The 26,041-nt window shown below is 59.6% G+C and carries 22 protein-coding genes, 1 tRNA gene and 2 pseudogenes; 16 read left to right on the forward strand and 9 right to left on the reverse strand.

The genetic code is table 11. The annotated features are described in order from the left end of the window. Positions 1-57 precede the first annotated feature (57 nt). The 12 genes and pseudogenes from V5B40_RS12775 to V5B40_RS12830 all read left to right on the forward strand — a co-directional run bounded on the left by V5B40_RS12775 (position 58) and on the right by V5B40_RS12830 (position 11,909). Positions 58-342 carry an HU family DNA-binding protein gene (locus V5B40_RS12775; RefSeq protein ID WP_332354849.1) on the forward strand — a complete coding sequence of 95 codons (285 nt, stop codon included), beginning with the start codon at positions 58-60 and terminating at the stop codon, positions 340-342. Between the two features lie 152 nt (positions 343-494). Continuing rightward, the gene (locus V5B40_RS12780; protein WP_332354850.1) at positions 495-1,115 is read left to right on the forward strand and encodes a hypothetical protein; all 621 of its coding nucleotides are present in this window, start codon (positions 495-497) and stop codon (positions 1,113-1,115) included. 115 nt (positions 1,116-1,230) lie between these two features. Further along, positions 1,231-1,306, forward strand: a tRNA-Ala gene (locus tag V5B40_RS12785). Positions 1,307-1,947: 641 nt separating this feature from the next. Further along, entirely contained in the window at positions 1,948-4,296 is a 2,349-nt protein-coding gene (hsdR, locus tag V5B40_RS12790) for an EcoAI/FtnUII family type I restriction enzme subunit R (protein ID WP_332354851.1), read from the forward strand. Between the two features lie 49 nt (positions 4,297-4,345). Beyond that, complete coding sequence (locus V5B40_RS12795) at positions 4,346-6,130, forward strand: N-6 DNA methylase (RefSeq protein ID WP_332354852.1); 1,785 nt, start codon at positions 4,346-4,348, stop codon at positions 6,128-6,130. Then, positions 6,127-6,936, forward strand: a complete 810-nt coding sequence (locus tag V5B40_RS12800) for a DUF1016 N-terminal domain-containing protein (RefSeq protein WP_332354853.1) — start codon at positions 6,127-6,129, stop codon at positions 6,934-6,936. Before V5B40_RS12795 ends, V5B40_RS12800 begins: the two co-directional genes overlap by 4 nt. Continuing rightward, positions 6,936-8,615: a restriction endonuclease subunit S gene (locus tag V5B40_RS12805; protein ID WP_332354854.1), complete on the forward strand. Its 1,680-nt coding sequence runs from the start codon at positions 6,936-6,938 to the stop codon at positions 8,613-8,615. The genes V5B40_RS12800 and V5B40_RS12805 overlap by 1 nt, the downstream gene beginning before the upstream one ends. After that, a pseudogene (locus V5B40_RS12810) lies at positions 8,615-8,957 on the forward strand (ATP-binding protein); the annotation flags it as partial. The gene V5B40_RS12805 and the pseudogene V5B40_RS12810, both read left to right, overlap by 1 nt. Positions 8,958-9,151: 194 nt before the next feature. Beyond that, the gene (locus tag V5B40_RS12815; protein WP_332354855.1) at positions 9,152-9,370 is read left to right on the forward strand and encodes a Fic family protein; all 219 of its coding nucleotides are present in this window, start codon (positions 9,152-9,154) and stop codon (positions 9,368-9,370) included. A gap of 226 nt (positions 9,371-9,596) precedes the next feature. Next, entirely contained in the window at positions 9,597-10,637 is a 1,041-nt protein-coding gene (locus tag V5B40_RS12820; RefSeq protein ID WP_332354856.1) for a virulence RhuM family protein, read from the forward strand. A gap of 459 nt (positions 10,638-11,096) precedes the next feature. Then, entirely contained in the window at positions 11,097-11,540 is a 444-nt protein-coding gene (locus tag V5B40_RS12825) for an esterase/lipase family protein (RefSeq protein ID WP_332354857.1), read from the forward strand. Positions 11,541-11,705: 165 nt separating this feature from the next. Continuing rightward, a complete protein-coding gene (locus V5B40_RS12830; protein WP_332354858.1) occupies positions 11,706-11,909 on the forward strand; it encodes a hypothetical protein in 204 nt (67 codons plus the stop codon). 33 nt (positions 11,910-11,942) lie between these two features. On the opposite strand, the pseudogene V5B40_RS12835 reads toward V5B40_RS12830, so the two are convergent. The 4 genes and pseudogenes from V5B40_RS12835 to V5B40_RS12850 all read right to left on the reverse strand — a co-directional run bounded on the left by V5B40_RS12835 (position 11,943) and on the right by V5B40_RS12850 (position 15,312). Beyond that, positions 11,943-12,714 (reverse strand): annotated as a pseudogene (locus V5B40_RS12835) (ParA family protein). Between the two features lie 129 nt (positions 12,715-12,843). Continuing rightward, positions 12,844-13,350, reverse strand: a complete 507-nt coding sequence (locus V5B40_RS12840) for a M48 metallopeptidase family protein (protein ID WP_332354859.1) — start codon at positions 13,348-13,350, stop codon at positions 12,844-12,846. A gap of 2 nt (positions 13,351-13,352) precedes the next feature. Beyond that, positions 13,353-14,057 carry an alpha/beta hydrolase gene (locus V5B40_RS12845; RefSeq protein WP_332354860.1) on the reverse strand — a complete coding sequence of 235 codons (705 nt, stop codon included), beginning with the start codon at positions 14,055-14,057 and terminating at the stop codon, positions 13,353-13,355. Between the two features lie 166 nt (positions 14,058-14,223). Then, positions 14,224-15,312 carry an isocitrate/isopropylmalate dehydrogenase family protein gene (locus tag V5B40_RS12850; protein WP_332354861.1) on the reverse strand — a complete coding sequence of 363 codons (1,089 nt, stop codon included), beginning with the start codon at positions 15,310-15,312 and terminating at the stop codon, positions 14,224-14,226. Positions 15,313-15,567: 255 nt separating this feature from the next. Between V5B40_RS12850 and V5B40_RS12855 the strand changes: the two genes are divergently transcribed. The 4 genes from V5B40_RS12855 to V5B40_RS12870 all read left to right on the forward strand — a co-directional run bounded on the left by V5B40_RS12855 (position 15,568) and on the right by V5B40_RS12870 (position 22,071). Next, positions 15,568-16,776, forward strand: coding sequence for an aminotransferase class I/II-fold pyridoxal phosphate-dependent enzyme (locus V5B40_RS12855; protein ID WP_332354862.1), 1,209 nt, complete (start codon positions 15,568-15,570; stop codon positions 16,774-16,776). Positions 16,777-17,770: 994 nt separating this feature from the next. Beyond that, positions 17,771-18,838 (forward strand): hypothetical protein, encoded by a 1,068-nt coding sequence (locus V5B40_RS12860; protein ID WP_332354863.1) that lies wholly within the window; start codon positions 17,771-17,773, stop codon positions 18,836-18,838. Positions 18,839-18,844: 6 nt separating this feature from the next. Next, on the forward strand, positions 18,845-19,738 hold the full coding sequence (locus V5B40_RS12865; protein ID WP_332354864.1) for a hypothetical protein: 894 nt from the start codon (positions 18,845-18,847) through the stop codon (positions 19,736-19,738). Between the two features lie 5 nt (positions 19,739-19,743). After that, positions 19,744-22,071 (forward strand): hypothetical protein, encoded by a 2,328-nt coding sequence (locus tag V5B40_RS12870; protein ID WP_332354865.1) that lies wholly within the window; start codon positions 19,744-19,746, stop codon positions 22,069-22,071. Positions 22,072-22,406: 335 nt separating this feature from the next. Here V5B40_RS12870 and V5B40_RS12875 read toward each other — a convergent pair whose 3' ends face one another. The 5 genes from V5B40_RS12875 to V5B40_RS12895 all read right to left on the reverse strand — a co-directional run bounded on the left by V5B40_RS12875 (position 22,407) and on the right by V5B40_RS12895 (position 26,039). Continuing rightward, the gene (locus V5B40_RS12875) at positions 22,407-22,850 is read right to left on the reverse strand and encodes a LacI family transcriptional regulator (protein ID WP_332354866.1); all 444 of its coding nucleotides are present in this window, start codon (positions 22,848-22,850) and stop codon (positions 22,407-22,409) included. Then, the gene (locus tag V5B40_RS12880; protein ID WP_332354867.1) at positions 22,847-24,205 is read right to left on the reverse strand and encodes a recombinase family protein; all 1,359 of its coding nucleotides are present in this window, start codon (positions 24,203-24,205) and stop codon (positions 22,847-22,849) included. Before V5B40_RS12880 ends, V5B40_RS12875 begins: the two co-directional genes overlap by 4 nt. Next, the gene (locus V5B40_RS12885; RefSeq protein WP_332354868.1) at positions 24,202-24,702 is read right to left on the reverse strand and encodes a DUF2924 domain-containing protein; all 501 of its coding nucleotides are present in this window, start codon (positions 24,700-24,702) and stop codon (positions 24,202-24,204) included. Before V5B40_RS12885 ends, V5B40_RS12880 begins: the two co-directional genes overlap by 4 nt. Positions 24,703-24,714: 12 nt before the next feature. Continuing rightward, positions 24,715-24,978 (reverse strand): hypothetical protein, encoded by a 264-nt coding sequence (locus tag V5B40_RS12890; RefSeq protein WP_332354869.1) that lies wholly within the window; start codon positions 24,976-24,978, stop codon positions 24,715-24,717. A gap of 128 nt (positions 24,979-25,106) precedes the next feature. Beyond that, complete coding sequence (locus V5B40_RS12895) at positions 25,107-26,039, reverse strand: ImmA/IrrE family metallo-endopeptidase (protein ID WP_332354870.1); 933 nt, start codon at positions 26,037-26,039, stop codon at positions 25,107-25,109. Positions 26,040-26,041 lie beyond the last annotated feature (2 nt).

Raw genomic sequence — 26,041 nt, forward strand, 5'->3', positions numbered from 1 at the left:
CCAGTGAAATGCAAGAATGCGCCTGAATGAAGGCTCGTAACCACCAAAGGAGATAATATGAACAAATCTGAAATGATCGATGCCATCGCCGACCGCACCGAACTCTCCAAAGTCGCCTCCGCGAAAGCCCTTGACGCCGTCATCGACACCATCGTCGAAGCGGTTGCCCGGAGCGAAGCAGTGACGCTGGTTGGTTTTGGCTCCTTCAAGGCCAGCCCGCGCGCTGCGCGCGAGGGCAAGAATCCGAAAACCGGCGCGAAGATCCAGATCGCGGAAACCATCGTCCCCAAGTTCACCGCCGGCGCGACTTTCAAGGCGAAAGTCGCGGGCAAGGCCGAGTAGGACTGGCGAACTTGTCACACTTTGTGCTGGCCATACTGGCGGGCCAGAACCGGAAAAGGAAACGCTTGACAATGCGCAAGCTCTTCCCTTTACCGCCGCATCCCAGCGCGTAGACCTCTTCAACCATCCCTCGTCAACCATCGGAGTTATCCATGCGCAGTCATACCACTCGCACCACTCGCAGCCTGATCGCGAGCGCCGCACTCACCACACTCGCCCTTCTGCCATTTGCCGCATCCGCGCAACAAGCGCCAGAGACCGCGGCGATGACCGCGACCGCTCCCGGCGAGTTCGTCGGCATCGTCGAGACGCAGGTGTCGCGGGTCGTCAAGGCGGTCGACAAGGCAACGCGTGCCGTCGTTCTCCAGAACGAGAAAGGCGAAGAGACGGTCATCACGGCCAGCGATGCCGTCAAGAATTTCGACCAGATCAAGGTCGGTGACCACGTCGTTGCCAGCTTCACGCAAACTCTGGTGATGAAACTCAAGAAGGGCGGTGGTGATCTTCGCGTGCGTGTCGACAGCAGCAGCCAGCAAACCGCCAAGCCGGGTGACAAGCCCGCCGCCGCCGTCGTGGACGATGTCGCCTTCATCGCTGACGTAGAGGCCGTCGACAGCAAGACGCAAATGATTACCCTGCGCGGCGCCAAGAAAACCGTCAAGCTGAAGATCAAGGATCCGGAACAACTCAAGTTGATCAACAAGGGCGACCAGATCGAGGGCGTCTATTCCGAAGCTGTCGCCGTCTCGGTCATCCCAGCACCCGCCAAGTAGTCAAAATAGGCCCATCGACTCCCTGCCGGCGACCCTGCGACGACCCAAGGTCCATACAATCGCCGGCAGCAAGATTGACGCTTCAAATCATGCCGCGTAGAATCCGTGCGGCTGCGGGGGCATAGCTCAGCTGGGAGAGCGTCTGGTTCGCAATCAGAAGGTCGGCGGTTCGATCCCGCCTGTCTCCACCAAGACATCAAAGCCCGGACTGGCTCCGGGCTTTTTTGTGCCCGCGAAGGCGCCGCTCGGGCGAGGATTCGCAGGCGCAGTGAATTTCGGTGATCGGCGAATGGCGCCGATTCTTTCCCTCTGGCCGCCAGAATTTGCCCTCTTTTCTCTACTCGTGCGTTGCCGGATCGGGGCCAGCACCTTCCAAGCACCCGCCTTTCGTTGCGGCTGCCTACATCGCGCATCGCTTCGTCGCCGCAATTCGAAACACACTTTCACGGCCGCCTTGCTCCAACCGGATAATCGCCCTGCGCAGCCCCTTCCACTCCTCTGGAAATGCTTTCTCGACGTCCCCTATCTGGCCTGATAAATTGCAGCATTCACTCCTGACTGCGATTTTATGCAGCTCACTGAACCGCAGCCTGACTACCAGCATTAGTGAGCCTTGGGCGTCTATTGAATAGATCGCCGAGCATCTGGGTGTGACGCCCGAGGCATTTTTCCAGTGGATCGAGAGCGAGAGCCTTCCGGCTCATTGGATCGAACGACGGGGAAAGTTCAAGGTGTCAGCGGTCGACGATTGGGCGCGCGCTGCGGGAGCCGACGAGACGAACAACAGTGAACAACACATCGGCAGCTTGCTTGCAGCGAGAAAGGGCTTGAGGTGGACAAATACCAGCTCAGCGAGCGCGACATCTGCACCAAGTTCATTACCCCTGCCATCCAGCAATCTGGGTGGCAGCAACACCAGTTCCGTGAGGAAGTGAAGCTGACCGATGGCCGCGTCATGGTGCGTGGAAGACTCGCTGCGCGCATCCGCAACCCGGAAGCCAAGGGTGGCCCCAAGCGTGCAGATTTCGTGCTCTATGCACGACCGACTCTACCGATCGCTGTGGTCGAGGCCAAGCAAGCGCGATTCGCGGTGGGCCACGGCATGCAACAAGCGCTCGTCTACGCCGAGATGCTGGATGCGCCTTTCGCCATCAGCAGCAATGGTGACGGCTTCCTGCTGCACGACCGCACCGGCCTTACACACCCCATTGAACGCGAACTTCAGCTTGGCGAGTTCCCCTCGCTGGACGAACTGTGGCCGCTGTATCGGCAGTGGAAGGGCTTGGCCGAGTCAGAAGCCGTCAAGCTCGTCGAGCAAGCTTTCTACGCCGACGGCAGCGGCAAAGAGCCGCGCTACTACCAGCGGGTGGCCATCAACCGTGCCATCGAGGCTGTTGCCAAGGGGCAGCAGCGCATCCTGTTTCTGGCGGACCGCAATATCCTGGTTGACCAAACCATGCAGCAAGACTTCGCTCCCTTCGGCGAGGTGATGCAGAAGGTCAGCAACCGAGAGATCAAGAAGAACTATGAGGTCTATCTCGCGCTCTACCAGGCCGTGACCGGCAAGGAAGAATGGAAGCAGATCTACCGTCAGTTTCCGGCCGATTTCTTTGATCTGGTCGTCATCGACGAATGCCATCGTGGCAGCGCTGCAGAAGATTCTGCCTGGCGTGAGGTGCTCGACTACCCCAGCAGCGCCACGCACCTGGGCCTGACTGCCACACCCAAAGAAACCAGAGACGTCAGCAACAGCACCTACTTCGGCGACCCGGTGTACACCTACTCGCTGAAGAAGGGTATTGAAGATGGATTGTTTGCCCCGTACAAAGTCATCCGCATCGCCACTGATGTAGACGCCGTTGGCTACACGCCGGAAAAAGGCAAGATCGACAAACTCGGCCAGAGCGTCGAGCAGCGGCAGTACAACAGCAAGGATTTCGACCGCAATCTGGTGCTGGAAAAGCGCACCCAGCTCGTGGCCAGCAAGGTCTGGGAGTACCTCAAGGCCATCGACCGAATGGCCAAAACCATCGTCTTCTGCGACGATCAGGACCACGCCGAGCGCATGCGCCAAGAGCTGGTCAAGCTGATCCCCGCCGCCGCCAACAACCGCCGCTACGTGATGCGCATCACCGGCGACGACAACGAAGGCAAGGCGCAACTCTCCTACTTCATCGACAACGACGAGCCTTACCCCGTCATCGCCACGACGTCGAAGCTGCTGACCACCGGCGTGGATGCCAAGACCTGCAAACTGATCGTGCTGGACCAGACCATCAACTCCATGACCGAGTTCAAGCAGATCATCGGCCGTGGTACACGCCTGCGTGAGGATTATCAGAAGCTCTACTTCACGATCATGGATTTCAAGGGTGCGACACGCCTGTTCGCCGATCCCGACTTTGATGGTGAGCCTGTAGTCATCTACGAACCCAAGCCCGACGAACCCGTCGTACCGCCGGAGATCACCAACCCGCCTGGCGTCGAAGAACCCAAACCGCCGCCCTTCGGCCCCGCTCCCGAGGGCAGTGACGATGCGGATTCCGGAGACGACACCGGAGGAGGCGGCGGCGGCGACGGTCGAGTCAAATACGTCATCGCCGACGTAAGCGTGCGCGTGGCCGTCGAGCGTTCGCAATACCTCGACGCCGACGGCAGGCTCATCACCGAGAACTACCGCGTGCTGCTCAAGGACGACATCCGGAAGGCCCTGCAATCAGAGTTCGGCAGCCTTGGCGATTTCCTGCGCCGCTGGAACGCCGCCTCGCGCAAGCAAGCGGTGCTGGAAGAGCTGGCCGAACACGGCGTGCCGCTGGACATTCTGCAGCAAACCGTGGCCAATGGCACTGAACTCGATGTCTTTGATCTGGTCGCCCATGTCGCCTTCGACCAGAAGCCGCTGACCCGGCGCGAGCGCGCCAACAACGTCAAGAAACGTGATGTGTTCGGCACGTACGGCGAGCAGGCCCGCGCCGTGCTCGAAGCCCTGCTCGACAAATTTGCCGACCACGGCGTACAGGACATTGAAGATGCCAAGGTGCTGGAACTCCCGCCCTTCGACCAGTTCGGCAGCAAGACGCAAATCCGGCGCGGCATCTTCGGCAGCGTCGAGCAATACACCCAGGCTGTGCACGCGCTCGAACAGGCACTCTACGACACGCCCGAACAGAAACAGGCCTGAGCCGATGACGACAAGCCGACGCTCAGGCTCTCGATAAGAGAAGCACACGATGAATCTCAGCAGCACCATCAAGTCCATCCAGGACATCATGCGCAAGGACGACGGCGTCGACGGTGACGCCCAGCGTCTGGGCCAGCTGACCTGGATGCTCTTTCTCAAGGTCTTCGACCAGCGCGAAGAAGAGTGGGAAGACGACAGCGCCGCTTATCGGTCCCCCTTGCCGGAGCGCTACCGCTGGCGTAACTGGGCCGCCTACAAGGCCGACAACGAGGGCAAGAAGAAACCTCAGTTTGCCGGCAGCGAGCTGATCTCTTTCGTCAACAACGAGCTCTTCCCGGCGCTCAAGGATCAGGTCGACGCCAACCGGAGCCCCTCGCACAAAGTCATCAAGCAGGTCTTTGAAGACGCCAACAACTACATGAAATCCGGCCCGCAAATGCTGGCCGTGATCGAGAAGCTGGAAGATGCCATCGACTTCCATGACTTCAAGACCCGTGCCAGCCTGGGCGACATGTACGAGCAGTTGCTCAACGATCTGCGCGGTGCGGGCAATGCCGGCGAGTTCTACACGCCGCGCGCCATCACTGCCTTCATGGCCGACCGTGTCAATCCGCGTCTCGACAAGCGCGAAATGGTGATGGACCCGGCTTGCGGCACCGGCGGCTTCCTGACCGCCGTCATCGACCACTTCCGCAACCAGCTCAGCGCCAAATCGAGCGCCGAAGACCGGCGCGCCATCGAAGCACTGATTCGCGGCATCGAGAAGAAACAGCTGCCGCATCTGCTATGCACCACCAACATGCTGCTGCACGGCATCGACGTGCCCAGCCAGATCGAGCACCGCAACACGCTGGGCATCGGCTGGAACGAATGGAGCGCCAACGACAAGGTCGACTGCCTGATCACCAACCCACCTTTTGGCGGCTACGAGGATGACGGCGTCGGCAGCGATTACCCCGCCGACCTGCGCACCCGCGAGACCGCCGACATGTTCATGGCGCTGATCGTCAAGAAGCTGTTGAAGGAGAATGGCCGTGCCGCCGTGGTGCTACCCGATGGCTTTCTCTTTGGCGATGGCATCAAGGGCACACTGAAGAAACTGCTGCTGCGCGACTGCAAGCTGCACACCATCGTCCGCCTCCCCAAAGGCGTGTTCGCGCCCTACACCACCATCAAGACCAACCTGCTGTTCTTCACCAGGGGCGCGATGGTGGACGACGGCAGCGAGCACTTCCACACCGACACGATCTGGTTCTACGAGCACCCCTACCCGGCGGGTTACAAGAGCTACTCGAAAACCAAGCCGATCCGGCTGGAAGAGTTCAAGCCCGAGCAGGACTGGTGGGGGTCGGAAGCCAACGACTTCGCCGACCGCGTGGAAAGCGAATTTGCCTGGAAGGTGGACTTCAGAACCAGGCGCGAACAGGCCGAAGCTGGCGCCAAGCCGCATTGGCAGCGCGCCGAAGAGCTCAACAACGCCGCGGCCAGACTGGAAGGCGAAGCGAGCGAGCTGCGCAAGAGCCTGGTCGGCACCAGCGACGCCGCGTACCGCGAAAAGATAGACGCCCGGATTGCCGAACTGCGCACTCAGGCCGAACCGCTGCGCCTGCAAGCCCGCGACGCGCAGGCGGCGGGCAACCGCATTTACTGGCCGATCTTCAACCTCGACATCAAGAACCCCAACGCGCCGGAAGAAGAAACCCACGACCCGGACGTGTTGCTGGAGAAATACAAAACACTGCTGGGCGAAATCGAAGAAACCGAAAACCAGCTCAAGAGCGAACTGGCTGCCGCGCTGGCGCATCACTTCGGCCCCGAGGCAATGGCAGAATGAGCAAAGCACCTGCCGCCCCCGCCAATACCCAGCTGCTGGGTGATATCCGCCAGATCATCGAGCAGGGCCGCCAGCAACTGGCGAGTACCGTCAACAGCGCACTCACCTTGTTGTACTGGCAAATTGGCCAGCGCATCCACAGCGAATTGCTCAAGGGCGAGCGCGCCGCCTACGGCGAGCAGATTGTCTCCGCAGTGGCGAGACAATTGGAGGCCGAGTACGGCCGGGGCTTCTCCGAGAAAAACCTGCGCCACATGCTGCGCTTTGCCGAAGCCTTTCCCGATCAGAACATTGTCTCCGCAGTGCGGAGACAATTGAGCTGGACGCACATCAAGACCCTGATCTACATCGAAGACCCGCTCAAACGCGACTTCTATCTGCAGATGTGCCAGCAAGAGCGCTGGAGCGCCCGCAGCCTGCAAGAACGCCTGGATTCCCTGCTGTTCGAGCGCACTGCGCTCTCGCGCCAGCCCGACCAACTGATCGCCAGCGAGTTGGCCACGCTGCGCGACAGCCGCGAGCTCAGCCCCGCGCTGCTGCTGAAAGACGCCTACGTGCTGGATTTCCTCGGCCTGCGCTGGCTGGCCAAACACGAGCAGGAGCCCGGCGAGGCGCCGCCGCTTGGCATCATCTTGTGCAGTGGCAAGAAGCAGGAGCAGATCGAATTGCTGGAGCTGGATCACACCGGCACCCACGTCGCCAAATACCTCACCGCACTGCCCCCCAGAGAGCTGCTGCAAGCCAAGCTGCATGAAACCATCGCACTCTCACGCGCCCGGCTGGAAAACCGTGGGGAGGATGCCTGATGGATGCGCAGCAGTTTTTGGCGGAGTTCGGGCATATTGCCAATGCGCCGGGGGGTCTTCAGCAGCTCCGTGAAATGGTGTACCAGTTGGCAATTACAGGCACATTGACATCTCAACTCGATACTGACGGTGATGCGCATGAGTTACTCGACGATATCTCAAGATTAAGGGATCAGCTAATTCGCGAAAAAGCGTACAAGCGCCGGCCAAAGCTGGAGGCTGAAGCGCTTGATATTCCGTCAGCCATAGAGCTCCCTGTCTCATGGTGTTGGACTCGTCTTCTTGATATTGGAGAAATCGGCCCGAGAAACGATGCGCCTGACGAAGCTGCCGCGTCGTTTATTCCCATGAGCGGATTCTCAGAATTCCATATGAGGGCGTTGGCACCTCAGGCTGAAAAGTGGGCGCACATAAAAAAAGGTTTCACTCACTTCAGAAATGGCGATGTCGTAGTTGCCAAGATCACGCCATGTTTTGAGAATGGCAAGGCGGCAGTTATTGATGGCTTGGCGCACAGCATCGGCGCAGGCACGACCGAGCTTCACGTATTCCGGCCGATTCACCCTGGCATATTGCCGGGGTACATCTACCTGTTCTTGCGGTCGCCGTATTTCGCTATTGAGGGCGAACAAAAGATGACAGGCACCGCGGGTCAGAAACGATTGTCCACAGAATATTTTTCGACCCGAGCCTTGCCGCTGCCACCGTCCACCGAGCAATCCCGCATCGTCGCCAAAGTCGATGAGCTGATGGCCTTGTGCGACAAGTTGGAAGCGCAGCAGCAGGCCCGCCGCAAACTGCAAAACAACCTGCGCCAGTCCACCCTGCAAGCCGTCGCCAGCGCCACCAGCCCGCACGAACTGCAAACCACCTGGGCACGCCTGGCCGACAACTTCGGGCGGCTGTTTCATGCGCCGGAGGATGTGCGCATGCTGCGCGACGTGATCTTTGATCTCGCGCTGAGAGGAGCCCTTCTCCCGGATGTAACGCACGAGGATTCGGCAGACTCCATAGCTGATGGTGCCACACCACTCCCCGACGGCTGGGATTGGAAGACCCTCGCAGAGTTGTCCGAGTACATCACCAGTGGCTCAAGAGGATGGCAGTCCTACGTATCCAGCATAGGTTACTCGTTCATTCGGTCGCAGGATATCAAGCACGATGCGCTGATCTTCGAGAATCCTGCCTTTGTATCGCTGCCAGCGAAGGCCGAAGGGAAACGCACTCTTGTGCGACAAGGAGACTTACTACTAACAATTACAGGTGGGAATGTTGGCAAATGCGCGACCGTTCCTGCGCTGAATCAAGACGCATACGTCAGTCAACACGTTGCTCTGATTCGTTTGCGAGAACCTTGGCTGGCTGAATTCATCCACATCTGGATGATCAATGCGTTTGGCGGGCAGCACTTTCTGGCTCGATACATATACGGCGACAAGCCTGGGCTCAATCTAGCGCAGGTAGGGAGCATTCCCATACCAGTGCCAACTCTGTCAGCGTGCGTTGCAGTCTTGGAGCGGCTGCGCACTTATCAAGCCATGTGCGAAAAGCTCGAAAGACAGTTGAAGGTGAAACAGGAAATGGCTGCGGCGCTGGTTTTAGCTGCTGTTTCCAGTCTCACCGGCATCGCCATCGAACAAGAAAACGTCACAAATCCTTCGGAAGCTGAGACAGTCTAATGACAAAACCCGGATTGCGATTTCAGGTCGATTCCCGGCTGGCGACATTGGTCAGCAAAGAATATGCCTCTTCCGAAAAAGCGCTGAAAGAACTGGTGGATAACGCCTGGGATGCAGATGCGGAGCAGGTGCTCGTCTCATTGCCTCGACCGATGGGCGACGAGCGAGCCCATCGTGATTACCGATGACGGCTGTGGTATGACGGAGGAAGAGTTGCGTCGGCATTACCTGTTCATTGCCACTGATCGACGCTCGCGGCGCGGCGACAAAACTGCTGGCAAGAACCGCTGGATAAAGGGGCATAAGGGGATTGGGAAATTCGCCGGCTTGATGACCGCAAATGGCTCGCCCGCGCCGCTGTTTGAATCGGATGATGACCGACTTTCGTTTGTGATCCGCTTGCCCGTTCTCCCCCTGGCCCGGCCGGAGCCCCCCGAAGTCGCCCCTGAAGTCCCCCTGAAGTCACCCCTGAAGTCACCCCTGAAGTCACCCCTGAAGTCACCCCTGAAGTCACCCCTGAAGTTGGGCGGGTCGTGGTGGCATTACAGGATGGGTTGTCCCGAGCAGGCCTGCAGCAGGCACTGGGTCTGAAGGACGAAAAGCATTTCCGCAAGGCTTATCTCTTGCCAGCGCTCGATTCCGACCTAGTGGAAATGACCCGACCCGAAACACCGCGCAGCAGCAAGCAGCGTTACCGCCTAACCGCCCTTGGGCAATGCTGGCTGGATGCGCATGCCGATGGTAGAGCGACTTGAAAAAAACTAGAGCCCGCAAGGTGTGGCAGCAAGTGGACAGATTGATCGAGGACTTCACGAAAGCGAAAACCCACTGCGGCCCAGGCAATAACCCGGCGGCCAAAGCTAAGCGGCGCCAGGTGCGAGCCCGTATCCGCGGGATGACCAACCCGGAGGCAGAACTGTCCGCGGTCGCAAGGTGGTGCCGCCTGGTGTGCAACGACCGGCAACTTTCAAGGCGGGTGGGATGATGTCCAGCGAGAAAAAACTGATCCGCAACAGTACTGCCGAGTTCCTGATCTTCACGACTCAGGCCGGCGAGCAAAGCATCGAGGCCCGTTACGCAAACGAAACGGTGTGGCTGACGCAGAAGCTGATGGCCGAGCTTTTTGCCGTTGACGTACGCACGGTCAACGAGCACTTGAAGAACGTTTTCAGTAGTGGAGAGTTGAGTGATGAAGCAGTTATCCGGAAATTCCGGATAACTGCCGCCGATGGTAAAAGCTACCTGACCCAGTTCTACAACCTTGATGCCATCATCTCGGTCGGCTACCGGGTCAACTCGGTGCGTGCCACGCAGTTCCGTCAGTGGGCCACCGGGGTGCTGCGTGAGTTCGCCATCAAGGGCTATGTGCTGGACAGGAAGCGTCTGGAGAACGGTTCTTTCCTGGGCGAGGATTACTTCGAGCGCTTGCTGGCAGAAATCCGCGAGATTCGCCTTTCCGAGCGCAGGTTCTACCAGAAGATCACCGATATTTACGCCACGGCAGTCGATTACAACCGCGACGCGCCGAGCACCAAAGCCTTCTTCGCCAAGGTGCAGAACAAGCTGCACTTCGCCATCCACGGTCATACGGCAGCCGAACTGATCGCCCGGCGCGCCGACAGCAACACGCCGCACATGGGCCTCACCTCGTGGGAACGTGCGCCCGACGGCAAGATCCTCAAAACCGATGTGGCCGTAGCAAAGAACTACCTTACCCGCGAAGAGTTGACGGCCCTGGGCCGCATCGTCAACGCCTACCTCGATCTGGCCGAAGAGCGCGCCACGCGCAAAATCCCGATGAGCATGGAAGACTGGGCCAAACGGCTGGATGCCTTTCTTGAGTTCACCGAGCGCGACGTGCTGCAGGACAGCGGCAAGGCATCAGCCGAGATGGCCAAGGCGCACGCCGAGAGCGAGTTCGAGAACTACCGCATCGTGCAGGACCAGCTCTTTGAAAGCGACTTTGACCGGGTGATCAAGCGCTTGACTGACGGGGACAAGCCTGGCAGCGTCGATGAATAATGGGTTAACGTAGTGGAAACGCCTCAAGCCCGGAGCACACATGGCCGCTGACAGAAAAGTTCCCGCCCCCCCCGCGCCGAGCACCGGCTATAGCCACGCGGCGAAAACCGTGGTCCAGGAAACGACGCTGCGCGTCCAGGAAATGCACGGCGCCATCGCCGGCACCTGCTTCGATATCCTGCGCCGGCTGCCGCTGATCTCCGGGCCGGCACGACTCGTACGGGGCGCGCACGACACCATCGCGGCCGGCGTCTACGGCGCGATCCGTCACGGCAGCGGCGGCTTGCTCGCCGCCGCGGCGTTGGTCGAGAAGCGGACGACAGGCTTTGCCCCCGGCAAACCGCCCGGACGCCTGGCGAGCGGAGTGCGCGGCGCACTCAATGGCGCTTTCGGTGACTATCTGGCGGCGAGCAACAATCTGCTGGCGATACGCATGGCGATTTGCGCGAACGGCGCCGCTTGGCACTCGATGCCGCTTCGCTGCAGGCTGCTTTTCCCGATGCGGGCAAGCGCCTCTGCGTCTTCATCCACGGCCTCGGCTGTGACGAACATAGCTGGGAAATCAAGGACCCGGCGAGCGATATCCATTTCGGCCGGCAACTGCACGCCGACTTCGCTTGCAGCGCGGTCTATCTGCGCTATAACAGCGGCCTGCCGATTGCCACCAATGGCGGGCAGTTGGCGGGCTTGCTCGAAGACCTGCTGGCGGCGTGGCCGCAGCCTGATTGCGAACTGCTGATCATCGGTCACAGCATGGGCGGCCTGCTCGCGCTCGCCGCCTGCGAACAGGCTGCCGAACGCGCACTCTACTGGCCGCAGGCGACGCGGATGCTGATCTGCCTGGGCTCACCGATCCTGGGTTCGCCGGTGGAGCGCCTCGGGCAACTGACCACGCGGCGCTGAATCTCTGCGAAGATTACCGCGCCGCTCGGCACCATCGCCGGCACGCGCAGTCAGGGAATCAAGGACCTTCGACACGGTCCCGGCGCGCCACAGAACGCGGCCGCGCACGCACACATCGCCTTCCGTTTTCTCGGCGCCAGCCTGAGCGAAGACAAGGGGCATCCCTTGGGCAGGTTCCTCGGCGACGGCCTGGTGACGCCGGGCAGCGCGACCGCGCATGCGATCGACGGCGACGTGCAGAGCGCCAGTCTGGGCAAGCTCGGCCACATGCGCCTGCTCAAGGACGCGCGCGTCTATCGGCAGATCAAGGAATGGGTCAGCGCAATCGAGGACGGCGCGGCGAAAAAACGCGCTGCAGCTGCCCCGTAGCGAGCCATCTCGTTACCGGCCAACTACGCCCAGCTACGCCTGCGGCGACAGCAGCTCGTAAAGCGCCGTGAATTCAGCGCTCAGCTTGTGGCGCGGGTCGAGATGGATCATCGGCAGCGCCTGATGGTGCGATTCGCGGATCTTGACCGACGCCGACAGGAAGGCATCGAGGATCGGCAGGCCTTCGGCACGCAGTTCCTCGACCAGCTGCGCGGGCAGGTTGGCGCGCGCCTGATAGTGGTTGACGACGATGCCTTCGACGCGCAGCTCGCGGTTGTGGTCGCTCCTGATCTCGGCCACGCTAGCCATCAGCTTGTACAAGGCGCGGCGCGAAAAATCGTCGCAATCAAAAGGAATCAGGCAGCTGTCGGCGGCGATCAGCGCCGAGCGGGTAAAGAAATTCAGGGCCGGCGGAGTGTCGATGAAAATGTCGTCGTAAACCTGCAGCTTGTCGAGCGCCTCGCGCAGCTTGTACATCTTGTAGCGCGATTCGAGCTTGAACTGCAGTTCCTCCAGCCGCGGGTCCGCAGGCAGCACATCGAGATTGGGAAACGGCGAATGCACGACGTAGGCGCCAATCTCGTCGTGAAAGAGCTTCAAGGCCGAGCAAATCGTCGAAGAAATGCGCTAGCGTCTTCTCCTGCGTATCCAGCGCCTGACCGAGCAGATAGCGGGAAGAATTGGCCTGTGCGTCGAGGTCAATGAGCAGGGTCCGCCGCCCGCGCGCGGCGCCGACGGCGGCCAGATTGCAGGCGATCGTCGATTTCCCGACGCCACCTTTCTGATTGAAGACGACTCGGCGCATGACACTTCCCCTGTGCGTGATATGGATTAGGCACGAGTTTAGTCCTTAGTCATCCACGGGGAAAGCGGCCGCGGGCTTGAAGAGGGAAACGTAAGGCGTGCGGGCCGGCGTCACGTGCCTCCGATCAGGCTATCCGCCTGGCAAGCCAGTCAACTCGCGCTGCGTCAGATAGAGGCGCAAATCGAACTCGAGCTGGTGATACGCCGGCTCCATGTGGCTGCACAGCTGGTAGAAAGCGCGGTCGTGCTCACGCTCCTTGAGATGCGCGAGTTCGTGCACGACGATCATTTTCAGAAACTCGGGTGGCGCTTCCTTGAACACGCTGGCGACGCGAATCTCGTGCTTGCGCCTGATCTTGCCGCCCTGCACACGCGCCAGCTTGCCATTGCTTCCCAGGGCGTTGGCGGTGAGCTGCAGGCGGCTGTCGAAAAGCACTTTGGCGGGCGAGTCGGCGTTGCGCAGAAAGCGGTTCTTGAGCGCCAGGGTGTAGTCGTACAAGGCGCCATCGCTGCGCACCGCATGCGTGCCCGGATACCTGGTGCGCAGCATCGTTGCCAGCTGGTCCTGGGCGATCGCCGCGCGTACCTGCCGCTGCAGATCGTCCGGATAGCCCGCCAGGTAGCGCAACGGCAGCATGCTCAGCAAACGTCGGCGAGGACCTTGTGCAGCCAGGCTTCGATGTCCTGCAGCTCTTCGTAACAGACCGAGTGCTCGGCGGCATAGCTGTGCCACTCAACCGCGTATTTCTCCGCTTTTAGCAATTTGCTGGAACGCTTTCCGAAATCGAAGGGGATGACCGGGTCGTTCTGCCCGTGCGCCATGAAGATCGGCACGTCGCGGTTCGCTTTCGACGCCTTGGCAGCCAGCTTATCGGCCATCGGCAGATAGCACGACAGCGCCAGGATTCCGGCCAGCCGCTGCGGATGGCGCAAGCCGGCATGCAGGGCAAGCACGCCGCCCTGCGAAAAGCCGGCGAGAACGATGCGCGCGTCGGGAATTCCGCGTTCGTTCTCGCGCGCGATCAGCGCCGCGACCTGTTGCGCCGACTGAGCCAGGTCGTCGGCCTCTTCCCTGCCCGGCGCGAAATCGGGCGAAATGATGTCGTACCAGGCGCGCATCACGAAACCGCCATTGATGGTCACCGCGCGCATCGGTGCGTGCGGGAAGACGAAACGCAGCGCCGGCAACTGATCGAAATCGAACTCGTCGACGATCGGCTCGAAGTCGTGCCCGTCGGCACCGAGACCGTGCAGCCAGATCACGGCACACCTGGGAGATTCGCCGGTCTGGCGTTCAACGCATGGCAGCAACAGGTCGTCGGCGTGGCTCACTTCTGAAGTCATGGAATTGATCCTTGTTCGGAGAAACGGCCATCATTCTAGCAGGCTGCCTGCCGGGCATCGTCGCCTCGGCGACGGGCGGGCTCGCAAACGAAGCGGACGAAACGGACGAAGCGGGCAAAGCGGGCAAAGCGGGCAAAGCGAGTCCGACCGCCCGGCGTGCAGAAGATCAGCCGCGTATGTGCGCGATGAGCGCGCGGGTGATTGCCGCCGTGCCGTCCTCGCCACCGAACTCGATCGGCCAGACGGTGGACATCGTCTTGTCCACGGCGCGCTCGAGAATGCGGGCGCCGTGCGCCAGGCGCGGCTCGGCATGCTGATCGGCGAGCCAGTCGAGCATCAGGGCCGCCGCGAGGACCTGGGCGACCGGGTTGGCGCGGCCCTTGCCGGCACAATCGTCGGCGCTGCCATGGGCCGGCTGAAAGATTGCGTAGCGATCGCCAATGTCGGCCTTGGGCGCCAGACTCTGGCTACCGGCAAGCGCCGCCGAGAAATCGGCAAGAAGTCTGCCAAGAGCGTTCTCGGTGACCAGCACATCAAAATCCCAGGGGGCCCTGACGAGCTTGGCGGCGATCACGTCGCCGTGCGCATATTCCACTTCGACCTCGGGATGCGTCGCGGCAACTTCGCTGAACACCTTGCGAAAAAGGGCCATCGACGCCAGTAAATTGGCCTGGTCGACACAGGTCACCTTGCCCGGCCGGCGTTTGCTCTTGGCACGTCGACCGGCCAGTTCGAAGGCAAACTCGACCACTCGGCGGCTGCCGTGGCGTGAAACAACCATCGTTTCCCGCACCCGGTCGTCTTCGAGCGTTCCGCAACCGTGCGACGAGAGCAAGCCTTCGCTCTGCTCACGAACCACCACCAGATCAATCTCCGCCGCGCGTTGGTCGGCCAAAACCAGCGGCAACCGCGGATAGCCGCGGATCGGGCGCAGACCGGCGTAGATATCCATCGCCATGCGCAAATCAAAGTGGGCGGAGACTTCGGTTCCATCGGGGTAACAAACCCGCGGCAGACCCATGGCCCCGAGGAGCACGGCGTCGGCGTCGCGGCACTCGGCGAGGGTGTCGTCGGAGAAGACGGCACCGGTCTTTTCATAATGCCCAGCCCCCCCTTCGCGCTGCCGGAAGTCGAAACTGATGCCACCCAGGCGCTCGCAGAGCACCTCGAGGATGGTCAGGCAGGACTGTACGACTTCGGGGCCGATGCCGTCGCCGGGTAGAACGGCGATCCGGAAACGTGGATTGTTGTACATGTTCTTCTTCCCATTGGTTCAGAAGGCGCAGCGACCTGGGGGCCTGCGCAGAGGGACGTGCCAGCAAGCTGCCGACAAAATGCCCAGTGATTGCACGTCGGCAATCATTGACGGGCAAAAGGCGCTGGCGGTCAAGTGCTTTTGTCGGCTGATCTGCATTTCAACACGCAGGCGAAGGCTCGGGCGCCGGCACTTCTCCATGCACGCCTGGCGTGCTACGTTTGCCTTTCCCATCACCATCAGGAGGGTATCGACATGGCCTTCAATCCCGCATCTCGCGTCCAGGACTACCTCGTCTTCGGGGAATTCGGCGACGTCAATCCGTCAATCACCGACTCCTCGACCTATACCTTCCTGAGCCCGGAGCGAATGGAGGAGTTGTTCGAGCACGAGATCGAAGGCTGCTTCCTCTACTCGCGACACTTCAACCCAACCAACAAATATCTCGCCAGCGCCCTGGAGCGCATGGAAGACGGCGAATCGGCGCAGGTCATGGCCTCCGGCATGGGCGCGATCAGCACCACTCTGATGACCCTGTGCGGTGCCGGCGACGAGATCGTCTGCGGGCGCAGCATCTATGGCGGCACCTACGCCCTGCTCAAGAACCTGCTGCCGCGCTTCGGCGTCAACACCCGCTTCGTCGACCTCGGCGACCACGACGCCGTGCGCGCAGCGATGACGCCACAGACCCGCGTCCTCTACTGCGAGTCGCTCAGCAACCCGCTGCTCGAAGTCGCCGACCTGCCGTCGCTGGCCGCCATCGCCCACGAACACGGCGCACAACTGGTGGTCGACAACACCTTCACACCGATGATCCTGTCACCATTGCGCCATGGCGCCGACATTGTCGTGCACAGCCTGACCAAGTTCGTCAATGGCACCAGCGACTGCGTCGCCGGCTGCGTCGTCTCTGCGCACGACTTCATTTCCCGCCTCACCGACATCAACGCCGGGCCAAGCATGCTGCTCGGGCCGGTGCTCGACAGCACCCGCGCAGCGAGCATCCTGAAGAATCTGCACAGCCTGCACATCCGCCTGCGCCAGCACGGCGCCAACGCCCTCTACCTGTCCAGCCGGCTCGAAAAGCTGGGATACGCCGTGCATTACCCGGGCCTGGCCAGCCATCCGCATCATCAGCTGCTGACACAGCTGATGAACCCCGGTTACGGCTATGGCGGCATGCTGACTCTCGACGCCGGCGACCTCGCCGCCGCCAACCGCCTGATGACGCTGATGCAACGCGACAAGGTCGGCTACCTGGCCGTCAGCCTCGGCTATTTCAAGACCCTGTTCAACACCCCGGGGCACAGCACCTCGTCCGAGATCCCGCCCGCAGAGCGCGAAGCGGCCGGCTTGCGCGAAGGCTTGATCCGCTTCTCGATCGGCCTCGACGAAGATATCGCCCAGACCACCGCGCGCATCGAAAACTGCCTCAGCGAAGCGGAAGTCCGCGGAAGTCTGTAGAATCCCGTCCCGGGCCTGTAGCTCAGTTGGTTAGAGCAGAGGACTTAGCGAAGCCAGCCTGGACATCGTCAGATGAGTCGCTGGTTTCATGGGTTGCCCGTCGGCAGCAACACGCTGGTGGCGGGTAGAACTGGTCAAATTCGGTGGAAGCTGGGGCCTGCGGGCGACGCCAATACCGAGCCAAGCCCCCGCAAGTCGCGCGGGGGAAGGTGTAGAGACTAGACGGCCAGCCTGTAACGGGAAGGTATAGTCCAGACCACAAACTCGCCAGAGGCGGCGAAAGCCGTAGTGGTAAGCATAATCCTTTGGTCCAGGGTTCAAGTCCCTGCGGGCCCACCAGACAAAAAGACCAACCCCTCATCGGGTTGGTCTTTTTTTGCCTGCTCCCGCGTGTTTACGCGGGTTCGTGCGGGTTCCTCTGGACTTCAGCGTCTCGCACGGGCGCCCGGATTTGGCCGTTTCCACTCTCTCCGGGGCATTCTTCTCTCCGCCTCGATCTCCGTCGAAGGCCAGAAGTCCACGAGCGCTCCGAACTGGTCTGTTACAAATCAACGACTTATAGCTGGTCCAATCAAGCGGTTGATTCGTGGCATTGGTACGCGGTGGAAACAGCCATGCGTTGCGCTCCAGCACCCCATCGGAACGATGCCGTTGCCGTTGTCTCTGTGCTTGTCCATGTCGATGCCGGCGCGGCAGCGGAATGAGCGCCATCACCAGACGTTCGATCGCTAGCGGCCTGCGCATCAGGCTGACGCTACCGCCGGGAGCCGGCTCAACGCTCTTATAGACCAAGCGTTCTGAGTCGACCTCGCGGAAAACCCTCTGTCGCAGGTCGCTTCGCCGACAAGCGCTACCGAGCCTCATTCGTTTCGTATAAAATCCCGGAAGGCCAAAACACACCCCGACACCGACCATTCGACCGCAACCAGCAGGGCTTCACTCAGCCTAGAGCCTTTTCCGTGAATTCAAACGGGGCCACATGTATAGGGTAAGAATGCTTACAGATAGCGAAAAATCTGCGGTTCATAGTCTCCTGTCGAGATTCAACTCGATTCCAGAAGGCGAAACGGTAGTCGCGAATCTGTTGCGATCACTTGAAGGGGGAATTGTGGCGAAGCCCCTTGCCGAGATAGTTCTCAAAGCGTGGTGTGATCTGGTCCGAGATGCGGATACAGTTAATCAGGCGAATGGCCATGGCACGATAAGCGCGGAATCCGCTTTGCGGCTGACAGAATCTGAATTGATGTCCACCATACGACCGAGTCCACTTTGGACGGCTATTCGAACGGGGCCGGCAAATCCATTTACGCTTGCTCCGACGGGAACCGGACCGCTTTCTAACTTGAAGAGTCTGGCGACAGTGATGCAGCACCTATTGGGAATTCATGATCTTCCCGATCCTCATTCAGGTGCCCCGATTCCAATTTCTCACCATAATACGACTGCAATGCGAAAACGCCAAGCAGATCGAATACACAAGGCGCTTTCAGCATTAAAGACTCGTCCTTTGGCTACTGGAGCGCGAATCCATCACCGTCGATGGTTCTGGGTTACAACTTCGCGCAGCTTGAGAAATGTATTGAGCGGCTGCCTCAATAACCAAGCGGCGGCAAAGGCAGTTGATATGCTTGGTTTGGTTCATTTCTCTCGAAAGCAAGCGACCCAATCACCGACAGAGCGCTATGTCATCGAGGTGAAATTGCCAGATTCTTTTGGGCCAGAATGCGTTAAGCCTTCTTTCGTTTTTGCCGATCACAATCCGCGCTTTGTAGCTTGGACAGACTCTGTTGTGCGTACCGATTCCCATTGGGGACGAGCGGCTGATTTGGCCATATATTACAACCAGGTTCGACTGGAACATGGTTGCAAGGAAATGGTAAAGGCAACCCCAAATGATATTGTACACACAGATATCCTTGACTTTATCGTGCTTGGATACCTGGACGTAAATCGATGGGGTCTTGGCGACGTCGCAGAGGGAACTGAAGTTTTTGCGGATCGTTTGCGTCATGGGCGGTCAAAGGCTGACATGGTCGATAGCGTAGTGAGTTTTTTGGGATAATGGAACATGCGTGATACAGCGCTATACACGGAATGGTGGAGTGGTCTTCAAAGAGATATCCCGATGTCAATCGCGCTGGAAGAGTGGCTGCGAAGTAGCTTGCTGCGCGTTACTACCGTGTCTTCTACTGGGGAAAGCGCTGTTGGCCCGCAGCCTTTCCATCCTTTCGCAACTTACGTAGATGACGAGGAAGCAGTGCTTGTCTTGATGGCGGATCTAAGAGATCTCTCCAGTCTCCGATCCGACCTCGACGCGACACTTCTCCGAACTGCTGTCGCAAGAGTAATTTGCTCATGGGAGTTTGCGGATAAGACAGCCGTATCCGCGATACGGTTGTCGTTTCGCATTGGCTCAATCTTCGGTTGTGCGGAGGTTTGCGACGAGCTTGCGAAACGTATCCCACTACTGATTGCAAGCCCGATGTCAGTGATTACAGGCCTATCCGATATGGCGGTGACGTTCGCCAAAGAAGGTCACGATTTGCTTAGCATGCTAGTTGCCGAAAGTTCGGAATCCCGTCACGTGAACTATTTACCGTACCTAATGACACGCTTGATCGAATCATGTGTTCGGTCCAACAGAAGCGAACAACGCGATCTGGTCCTTGGAGTAATCGAGCGATACGGAGACGGTTTGAATTTGTGTGGAGATGCAATTGACGCAATTGAAGCGTTGACAGATGTTTTTGTGTCCAAATTGCGCTTGGTGGAAGCGGCATTGGATGCGCAGCAGGTCAGGAGACTCATGGATGTTTCCGTCTTCTTGGACGACGAAGGGATCATGACCATTCCTCAACTCAAATCTGCCTTTCAGGATCCGGAGAATCAGCGATTGCTGATCAATGAATCGATGAATGAAGCCAGCAACGCTGAACTTTTCTTGTTGTCGGCAGGGGGATAACTTCTATGAACCGCACGACTACTTCAAAGATTGCTGAAGCTGCGAAGCGCCTCATCGATGGCAGCGGGAAGTTAGCGCAACTCCGTCAGCGTTTCGGAGGCGGCCTTCATTTTGCCGTTGATAACGATGTTGTCATGGGTTACGTTAGCCCCCAACCAAAACATGCAAATGTGGTACAGAGTCTACTGAGGTCCCAAGATGGGTTTTCCACAAGAGACCAGGAATACAGTCTTGCCGAACGAGTGAGTGGACATATCTTGTTGGAAGCGAGCAATGCTGGTGACCGGAAGGTTTTCTCATTGCCTGGGCATCACAGCGAGTTGTGGAGCTCTCTGGCTGGCTCACTGCATGCGCGTTTGACCCAGGAGTTGCAAGCCGAAGGTTCTACAGCCGCAGTTGCTAAGCAAATGGAGCGGTTTCGTGACGAGTTCTATACAGTTGCGGTAACCGACAGCAAAAAACTGACGATTGAGCAGCTCGTTGCGGCAGTGCCAGACCAGTTTCGCGGGTGGCTTGGGCTGGGCACAGCGGCCCAGGAATGGAACCGCCTGAAATATTTAAAAGTAAAGAATGCACTTCAGCCGTTCCCGAAAGAGGTAGTTGATCGGCCCTATCTTGACCACGATACACATCGCGCGTTTATATCTCGGCTTGTTGAGGGTCGTGATAAATGGCAAACGCGTCTTCAAGAGGCTCATCAGGCTGAGGGAATTGCTGAGGGCAGGTTCGAAAGTCAGAACGCCTTGGCTGGTATGCGGTTTGATGCCGTCGCGCTTGCGTTCTGGGAAAGGCTGAATTGCGAGTATGACAAGCAGCCTGAGGAACGATTGGTACTGATTACATCATCTGAACGCATATTTCGAGCAGCCAAGAAGATTTCTGCTAGTGAGTTAGGCGGGAACGCTGAGGAAAGCGCGATTGAGTATATCTTGCATCCGTTTGATTTTCTCGATGAGTGTCATGTCCACCTTACCGGTGACCTGCGTCCTCAGAGTGATAGGGATAAGAGTGGGCGACTGAGCAGCGCGTTGGAGATGCTGGTGAACGCGGACTCACTGCCAAAAATGCAGCAGGCGGAAACAGAGTTTGGGGAGGTATGGGGCAAGTTTCTTCGGGCGAGTGTTCTGGAACGTGTGCAAAGGATAAATCGGGCTCACAGTACACATTTACGTCGCGTGGCGTTTGTATTTAGAAGAGTTGGGATTTCGTCTGAGCCCAGCCCGGGCAATCCGCTGGTTCTTGAGCTGGCAGAGCGGGGTTCAGAAATGCTAAGTGAAGCTGCGGATATTCGAATAGCTTCCTTGGCCCCTGATCAATTTACGCGAGGAGCTCCGTTGCTGCGTCTGGATAAACATCCTTGGGCGCAGAGAATTCAACTTAAGAGTCCCGGGAAATTTTGTGAGTTGGTGGTTGACCAAACAGAGCGGCGGAAACTACTTGCGGAAGCAGGCGATCATCGCTACACCCTTCACTTGTTGCAGGCTCGAGCGATGATTTGGGCAGGAGATTGGCGGACCGCACTTCGGCTTTGCGAGTTTTCTCTAACGATCCGGGACAAAATTCCGAAGACCAAGGATTCGAGCGTGCCTGATATCGATGGGCGGGAAGCGGTATTTCTTGCCGCCGTGTGCGAACGACATGCACACGGCGGTTCGACCAAAGCGTTGGACGAGGCAAAACGTTATTTGGAGGAATTTCTTGAACTTGCGAGGTCCGCTCATTTCGGAGAGTCAATTACCAAGATCGACCTACAAGTACATGAACTTCGTGAAAGTTCTGAAGAAAAAGCGATTGAAGTCACCAAGATCCTTACAGCTATGTTGGGTTCCACTGAGATTCGGCATGACGGAGATCTCTCAGGCACCCTTCTTAAACACTCGCTATGCGCGTTGTTCGAGAGCTTGGCTGGCATACGACTACTCGCTTTGGACACCGCTGCTCAAGCGTCGCAGGAAGGCGATGCAGAGTTCCTTCAATACATTTGTTTCCGTGTACTTCAGCAAGTATGGTGCAACGAATTCCAGATCAGATTATGTGCACCGGATGAGCTTGACTTGGTGAGTTCATCCGTACTCCAACGGCTTTCGGTTGAGTTGCAGGAATCGCAAAGATCAATAGCGAAGCTCGATCATGTGAAAATTCGTGATAGTTGGTATATTCAGACCTGCGCAGGCATTTTGGATTGCATGTTGGGTAATGCCAGCAATACATCTCGACAGGAAATTCTGCGGCGACTGTCGCGTGCTGAAATCGAGCATTCGGTCTTTCCATACGACAGAGCGCGAAGTGATCGGTTTCGGGATGCGATCGAAAAGACAGCTCCGTCAAATTGAGCATTTCTCCGCCGTCCCCGGTGCAATGCTTGGTGTTCGCGGGACGGCATTTGTTACTTTGGATGCGGAGGACAGCGAAGGCCTGCCGACGATGTGCCGTCGGCACCGGTGATACGGCGCCGAAATACCGCCCACACCGTCACCGTGCCCGCCAGTGCCTTAACCTCCGCCATCAGATCGAAGTTCGGGTTATGCGGCGATAGACATCGGCGGACTTGACCTGCTCCATAGACTCGGCCGGGGGGGAGCCCTCCCGATCAGCACCGTCGCCGTCGCGAGTTCACCGGACGAGGGATAAACTCGGGGAATCAGGCTGCAGCCGATCAGTCCAACCGTCACTCCTCGCCAACCACATCGATCCGTGACCGTTGCTCCTCCCACAACACCGGCGGACTGATCGCAAGCTCATGGACCGTCACACGCTGAGGCATGGTTTCATCCAGGATGGCCGCCACGATGTCGGGCGCGAGCGTGGTCAGATTGAGCATTCGGCACATGTAGCTGTTGTCGATCTTCTCCCGGGCGGCGAGCTCGGTGATGGACTTGGCTTCGCCCGATTCGAGCATTGCCAACCAGTGATGGCCGCGTGCCAGTGCCAGTTGCATCGGCGTGGCGGCGACATCCCAGGGCCTGGGCTGGGCGGCTTCACCGTTCGGCAAGGTAACCAGTTTCCGCCCGCTGCGGCGCTTGATTTGTATCGGCACCGACAGGGTCAACCTGCCGTCGCTGGCGGTGATGACATCGGGCGCGGCGGTCCTGCGGATCCGAATCCCGTTCATGCCAAAGCCCCCTGCCGCCGCTCGGTCGGCTCCGGACGCAAATCAAGCACCAGCCGTTCGATACCATTGGCACGCAGGCGCACTTCCAGATCGGTGGGTGAAACGATCACCTTCTCGACCAGAAGTTTGACGATGCGGGTCTGCTCGGCGGGGAACAACTGGTCCCAGATCACGTCGAGGCGCGTCATGGCCACGGTGACCTTGGCTTCGTCCAGGGTCGGATCCAGCTTGTTCGCCCGCGACACGATGTCGCCGACCAGGTCCGGCGCGCGCAGGATACCTCGTAGTTGTTCGAGCACTGCCGACTCCAGTTCTGCTGCCGGCAAACGCGGCAGCCCGGACGCGCCCGCCTGCTCCTTGGTATCGCGCATCGGGATGTAATACCGGTAGCGGCGCCCGTTGCTCTTCTTCGTCGTATGCCAGGGCGACAAGGCCCGCCCATCGTGGCCGAACACGATGCCCTTGAGCAGGAAGGGCACGACCGCCCGTGTGGCGTTGCCGCGCACCCGGCAATTGGTGGCGAGAATCGCGTGCACGCTATCCCACAACTCGCGTTCGATGATCGGCGGATGCGCCGCCGGAAACCACTCACTTTTGTGCCGCAGTTCGCCGAGGTAGGTGCGGCTGTGCAGCAACTTATAGATCATCCCCTTGTCGATCGGCTTCCCCTCACGGACTTTGCCGTCCTGGGTGGTCCAGGCCTTCGAGGTGACGCCGTCGAGCTTCAGCTCGTTGAACAGCGAGGTGCTGGAGCCGAGTTCGACGAAGCGCTGAAAGATGTGCCGGATGAGTTTGGCCTCGCCTTGGTTCGGGACCAGTCGCCGGTTGTCGACGTCGTAGCCCAGCGGCGGCACGCCGCCCATCCACATACCCTTGCGTTTGCTGGCGGCGATCTTGTCGCGGATCCGTTCGCCGGTGACCTCACGCTCGAACTGCGCGAAGGACAACAGGATGTTGAGCATCAATCGGCCCATCGAGGTCGTGGTGTTGAACTGCTGGGTCACCGAGACGAAGGAAACACCGTAGCGTTCGAAGACTTCCACCATTTTGGAGAAGTCCGCCAGGCTGCGGGTCAGGCGATCGATCTTGTAGATCACGACCACGTCGATCTTGCCCGCCTCGATGTCGGCGATCATGCGCCTGAGCGCCGGACGCTCCATGTTCCCACCCGAGAAAGCCGGGTCGTCGTAGTCGTCTGCGACCGGAATCCAGCCCTCGGCGCGCTGACTGGCGATGTAGGCATGACCGGCGTCGCGTTGCGCATCGATGGAGTTGTATTCCTGGTCCATCCCTTCGTCGGTGGACTTGCGCGTGTAGACGGCGCAGCGCACGCGCCGTTTCAGGGCTTCGCTCATCGTGGGGCTCCTTTCCTGGCGGAAGCTTCCGGCTTGGCAGGGCCTTTGAGCCCGAAGAACAGCGGTCCCGACCATCGTGTTCCGGTGATCTCGCGCGCGATCATCGACAGGCTCGGGTACATCCGGCCGTTGAACTCGTACTGCCCGTCCGCGGTGGCGACGACGCAGTATTCGATGTCGCGGTATTCACGCGTCAGCACGGTGCCCGCTGCCGGTCGGGTGTCGCGGTCGCGCTTCTTGACCTTGCCCGTTTCGAGAAGGGATGCGATTCGGCGCTGGTTTCGCTCCAGCAGTTTGGCGTCGACCTTGCGAAACTCGACTTCCTGCAAACGGTAGGCGATGCGGCGTTCCAGGAACAGCCGGTTATAGTTGGGCGCGTCGGCGCCGAACAGCTTCTGCCAAAGCGCTTTGATCTCTGGCATCGGCAGTTCGGGCAGGCGGGCGATCTGCGCCAGTGCCGACGGTGGTGTGGCGGGAATGCGCGTGGCGGTGTTCATCATGACTCCGTTCTATCTCTTGTTGACGGGGTGTGAATGAACGCGCTGGTGGCCGGAGAAGGCAAGCTCAAACCCGTTCTCTCGGGCCACGTTTGCCGCCTGCGGAGACTGCCCGGAACCGCGAAGGCGGATGAGCCCGTTGGCCAGCAACGACGCGATCTCGATCCGACGCTGCTCCGGCGTCATGCGCTCCGGGGGCAGGTGGCTGACCTGGCCGTCGCTTCGCGCCGCTTCGCTCTCGGCTCGTAACGAGGCACATCGTTTGATCTCACGCATCGGTATCGGTCCTCTCCGTCAAACTCGCTTGATGCGTAATTGTCCGGATGAACCGCCAGCGACACCATGAGGGCGTTTCGGGCGATTGCGGAGCGCTGAGGCGCCACGCGGGAAGGTCGGTCAGACGGCTACCGAATGATCGGCTGCCCGCAGCGCTCGAACCGGTCGATGGTGGATTCGAGCCCCTCGTCCTCCTCTTCGAGATCCTCCTGGCGCCGGTAGCGCCGCTCGGCGTCCGGCAACAACAGAATGCCCAGGGTGAGTCGATACTGGTCGGAGACGAAGCTCATTTCCGTCAGGGGCATCTCGGCCGGTTCGCCTGGAAACCAGCAGTTGGCCCGGATCTCATTGACCTCGGCCTGGGCTACCCGATTGCGGTTATCGAACACCGATCGCGTTGGCACCGCGATCGTCCGCTTGCGTGTCGCCAGATAGACCCCGGACTTGAACGCGGCCTCATTCGCGCGGGCCCAGAGCACGAAGTCGTCGCGAACGGCGAGCACGACGGCGCGCCTGGGAGCGAACTCGACCCACTTCAGCATCGCCGCCATCAGGGACACCTCGTAACGTTCCGCGCAGTGACTCAACAGCCCAAACGACGGCGGTTGGCCGCTGACTTGCTGGCGAAAATCGTCCGTCGGCATCAGGAAGGTCGCCGCAAACTCGTCGGCCTCCTTTTCGATACCGGCTTCGGCGGCATCCCATTCGACCATGTCGGCGTCACTGCACGAGAAGGCGTCGCGCTTCTGGCGATGCAGGAGATAGTGGCCAAACTCATGGGCCTGGGTGAAGCGGATCCGACCCGGCGAGGCGTCGGCATCGTTGTAGAGGATCTGCCACCGGGTGCGCGCCTTGTTCGGCCTCAGCATCCCTTCGAATCCGGGCAGGTCAGCGCCTTTGATCTCGGTAATGGGATCCGAGGGAAAGCGCTGTCGTGTGTAGTCAGTAATGATTTCTGCGAGCGGGATGGGCAGCGGGTAGCTCCCGCCAAAAGCCGGCTTGATGACCTTGGCCAGGAGATCGTTGGCTGTCGCCTTGGGCGATTTCGGTGCGTCACTCATTC

Source organism: Candidatus Accumulibacter meliphilus (genome assembly GCF_036625345.1).
GTDB lineage: Bacteria > Pseudomonadota > Gammaproteobacteria > Burkholderiales > Rhodocyclaceae > Accumulibacter > Accumulibacter meliphilus.